The sequence below is a fragment of the Chamaesiphon sp. OTE_75_metabat_556 genome (assembly GCF_031378165.1).
In the GTDB taxonomy this organism is placed as follows: domain Bacteria; phylum Cyanobacteriota; class Cyanobacteriia; order Cyanobacteriales; family Chamaesiphonaceae; genus Chamaesiphon.
This window is the reverse complement of sequence record NZ_JANNDR010000247.1, coordinates 1-4,055: the sequence shown is the minus strand read 5'-3', so window position 1 is coordinate 4,055 and position 4,055 is coordinate 1. Positions and strand designations below refer to the sequence as shown.

The following is a 4,055-nucleotide window of genomic DNA, read 5'->3' as shown; positions in this document are numbered from 1 at the left end:
GATCGGTAATTGTCGTCCCGATACCCGTGCCAATCCCCACAATAGGGCGATCGCTAGCAGTTGTTTTTCGCCTGCGGAGAGTCGATGTTTGGGCAATAATTTGCCATCGCTATCATGTAGAGAAAGGGTGAAAGTATTACTATCGATTGTCACCCGCCGCACGAGTTCAGATTTATGCAATAGATAGCGAAAACATTCGGTGACTTCATTTTCGAGTTTATTAATCTTTTTGAGCGTCAGCTTCTCTTTAAATATCTGTAATGTCGCTTTAACTTTGGCGATCGAATCGATAATATGCCGATCGTTTTTAAGTTGAATATTTTTTTCAGTGTAGGTGGCTAATTCCTGCTTGGTTCTAGTAATAATCCGATCAAGTTCGGTAGATTGTCGATCTCCATTAATCCGATCCGCTCTGAGTTGGGAGACTAATTCGCGGGCGGTAGTTTCTTGAGTTTTGAGACGGAGATATTCTTCCGGTGATGCCGCTTCAGCAATTTGGCGATCGAGAAAATCTAGTTCGGCTTCGAGTTTAGTTACTTGGGTTTGGAGATTATTAGCACGATCCAGATCGCGATCTAATTCAGACTTCAGGAGCAGATCTAACTGATTGATTACTTCAGCATCGACACCTAGATACACTGAATTATCTAACGTTGCTTCCCGAACCAAACTCTGATTTTCTCGATCTAGAAAAGATTGAATATCAGTAATTTGAGTTGATAATAGCTGTTGCTGCTGGAGAAATTCTAGCAACCGTCGATCGCGCTCGACGAGTAGATCGAGCGCGGCTTTGCCTTGCTGATGGCGGATTTCGATTTCACCTTGCGTTCGGATCTGAGTCAATAACGGCGCAATTAAACCTAATGGTAAATTACCTGCGGCCAGATCGGCTAATTCTTGCCGCTGCCGATCGATTTGAGTTTTAATCGCGGTGGCTGCGAGATCTAGTTCCTTACCCTGAGCGGCAATTTTGCCCCCTTCCAGGACGAATTTATCAAAAGCTTGTTGTTCTTGCTCGATCGCGATCGTTAATTTCGCATCTAGTTGCTCCAAACCTACTGTCAGCTCGCTTAATTCTACCTGCTGCTGCGCCAATCGCGACTCAATTTCATCGATCGCTTCTAACTGTTTGCCAGTTGCATTATCCTTCCGCTTCCTGGTTACTAATACATCTAAATCTGTCGCCAACCGTTCGGCTAATTCCAATCCTAGCAATGATTGAATTGCATCAAATACACCAACTGGAGGTGTTTCCTGCTCGGCTAATTCCTTGACTTGCTCGCCATCAAACAAAAATAGATTGGAAATTCCTAACGGCAAGAGATTTTCAATATATTCATCCCAAGTATTCAGCAGTGTTTTATCTGCCCAATCATTAACCAAAATCCCTAAAGTATCCTTACCTTCTTTGGGATTGCGCTCCCAATATCTCACGATCCGAATCTCCTGCAACTCCCCCTCTTCAGCAACTTGAAATGCTAATTCAATCCGTGCTTTCTCGGTTAATGGTGTTTGCCGACTGACGCATTGATGGAGAAAATCCCCATAACTCAAATTGCCCCGCGTCGAACACTGCGCGCGCGCACCATATAAAGCCAATCGCATCGCATCCATAATCGTCGTCTTGCCACCACCATTCATCCCCCCAATCAGAATAATCGGGCGACTCTCAGCCGCCGAATCCGGTAATAAATTAAGAGTGTTCTTACCTAAATAAGAACCAAAGTTTTCTAAAACCAGGTCGCGGAATAGCATTTTAGGGAGTTGGGAGTTGGGAGTTGAGAGTTGGGGACGGGGAGACTGGGAGACTGGGGGACTGGGAGATTTATCCACTATCCACTATTCACTATTCACTATTCACTATTCACTATTCACTATCTTCTAACCCCAGAATAGATTCAACCTTACAAGAGATCGGCTAAATAAATATCTTTTTCTAATAGGCAAGCATGACCGCTGTAGGGTAAAAACTTAGTTTTCGATCGCGGCAACAACTGCTCTAGAATTTGGACTTCTGGCACTGATGGCAATAATCGATCGAGTGCTCCCGCAATTAAAGATACGGGAATATCGACGATTTTGGGTAAAATTGTCTGCACGTCAAACTGTCGGAGTAGATCTAATCGCCAAGCCGCCGACTGTGGCTGGACGGAAAGCATCGCATTGAGTAATCGCTGGCGATCTGGTGGGGCGACCCGCTCAGCATCGATCAGAAAATTGACCAAAATCCTGGCCGAGAGGGGATAGAGGACATCTGGTAAGATTCTAGTTAAGGCACTGCCACTCGCCAGCCATGGCAACCGGACTAACGAAGAAGCTGGATTGATGAGCACCAGTTCGCTAATTTTGCTGGCAATTTGGCCAGCGGCTTGCATGGCAAAACAAGCTCCAAACGACTCCCCACAGAAATACAGCTCGCGCCCCTCAGTAAGTTCGGTAGCAATGAGCTGTAAAGCGCGATCGACCAAACCATCCCAGTCGCTCAGATCGTTACTGGCGATCGCGATACAGCGAATGTCAAACCTAGCTGTCAACCGGTCTATTTGTCTGTATAACAATTGACCAGTCCCGTCCATACCTGGAAAAAAGACAAACAATGGCAGATGTGCCTGTGGTGGTCGCGGTTGAAAAAAACTAATGGGGTAAAGCTGCATGGTTTATGCTGAGAGCAGTTCAGCAACTTGGCTCGATAATGTGGCGGTCAAATCCTTTACTACTTTACCAGCTTGGCGACCGTGGTACTGGTGCTGGTACGGCGCGATCGCTAACGGCTTGCCGATCCGAATCGCTACTTCCTGATAGACGACGGCAGGATGCCAGCCATCTTGCCTAAACAATGGTTCTAGAGGATCTAAGTGATGCAGCACGCTTAATGGGATGGCAGGCCACTGCATTTCTGACTGAGATAAGATCGCTACTGGTACGATCTGGAGATCGGGGACAGTGGCTTGCAATGCTAGGTGGGCAAACCCACGATAAAAGGGACAGATCCCTGTGGGTGGTGGGGTTGCCAGCATCGGCGCGGCACCCTCAGGAAAAATCCCGATCGTTTTACCCCGATCGAGCAGTCCGGTCGCATGGTGCAATAATTCAGGATACCAGTCATCGCTTGTCAGCGGAAAACCACCACAACTCTGCAATACCTCTCGCAACACGGGGACATTGCCCATGTAGCGATGACAGACAAAGTTGATCGGCGTATTCAGAAAACTAGTCAGAATGAACGGATCGAGGAAACTACGATGATTGCAGACAATCAGGGTCGGGCCAGATGGGGGTAAACGTTCGCGGTTTTGTACCCGAACATCCAGACCCAACAAGCCCAAGACATCTTGAGCCATAGCAGTAACATAGCCATCGAAGGGAGCGATCGACTCCAGTAAATTCATGAAGTTACCTGAAAGGATTAAGCCAGTACAATCGGTGTGGACAGAGTAGATCGATTCGATAAGTATTCGATTTCAAGCTCTTCGATCGAATTATGAACTGAATTTAAGCTAATTTTTATACTGTCAATTTTAACTCGATTTACTCGATCGGGGTAAGCAGCAGCTCTGCTGGATCGGACTTCACTAGCCGATCGATGACCGGAATTAGATAGATAATACTAAATAACCCATCACCCCTCCAGCAATGGTGCAAACATCGACTAAACCCATTACACTCGCCGACTTCCTCCAGCTACCAGAGACAAAGCCTGCCAGCGAGTTTGTTGATGGTCAAATTATCCAAAAACCAATGCCCCAAGGAAAGCACAGCACTATTCAAGGCGACCTTGTTCCGGCGATTAATACCGTACTCAAGCCCGATCGAATTGCCCGAGCTTATCCCGAATTACGCTGTACTTTTGGCGGTCGATCGACTGTCCCCGATGTGGCTGTATTTGCGTGGGAACGGATTCCCCGCGATGATGATGGCTAAAATAGCCCAACGCGCCAAAAAGGTCAAAGTACATTTCAAACTATTGCTATGTCAGGCTTTCAGCGATTTAACTGAATGACTACCGATCGTGCAAAATCTTATCCCATATCTTTAGTTTATGCACTATGAATCTT

3 protein-coding genes and 1 pseudogene are annotated in these 4,055 nt (G+C 46.5%); 1 reads left to right on the top strand and 3 read right to left on the bottom strand.

The features are described 5' to 3' along the window. The 3 genes from dndD to RMO27_RS10120 all read right to left on the bottom strand — a co-directional run. The coding region (gene dndD, locus RMO27_RS10130) for a DNA sulfur modification protein DndD (RefSeq protein ID WP_309731980.1) at positions 1 to 1,755 on the bottom strand (1,755 nt) is incomplete at its 3' end. Between the two features lie 149 nt (positions 1,756 to 1,904). Beyond that, positions 1,905 to 2,654, bottom strand: a complete 750-nt coding sequence (locus RMO27_RS10125) for an alpha/beta hydrolase (protein ID WP_309731977.1) — start codon at positions 2,652 to 2,654, stop codon at positions 1,905 to 1,907. Between the two features lie 3 nt (positions 2,655 to 2,657). Then, entirely contained in the window at positions 2,658 to 3,389 is a 732-nt protein-coding gene (locus RMO27_RS10120) for a lysophospholipid acyltransferase family protein (RefSeq protein WP_309731975.1), read from the bottom strand. Positions 3,390 to 3,633: 244 nt separating this feature from the next. Between RMO27_RS10120 and RMO27_RS10115 the strand changes: the two are divergent. Then, a pseudogene (locus RMO27_RS10115) lies at positions 3,634 to 3,918 on the top strand (Uma2 family endonuclease); the annotation flags it as partial. Between the last annotated feature and the right edge of the window lie 137 nt (positions 3,919 to 4,055).

What these genes read in the sequence shown, in the direction of transcription:
- RMO27_RS10125 (WP_309731977.1), bottom strand. Translation starts at nt 2,654, where the DNA reads ATGCAGCTTTACCCCATTAGTTTTTTTCAACCGCGACCACCACAGGCA.
- RMO27_RS10120 (WP_309731975.1), bottom strand. Translation starts at nt 3,389, where the DNA reads ATGAATTTACTGGAGTCGATCGCTCCCTTCGATGGCTATGTTACTGCT.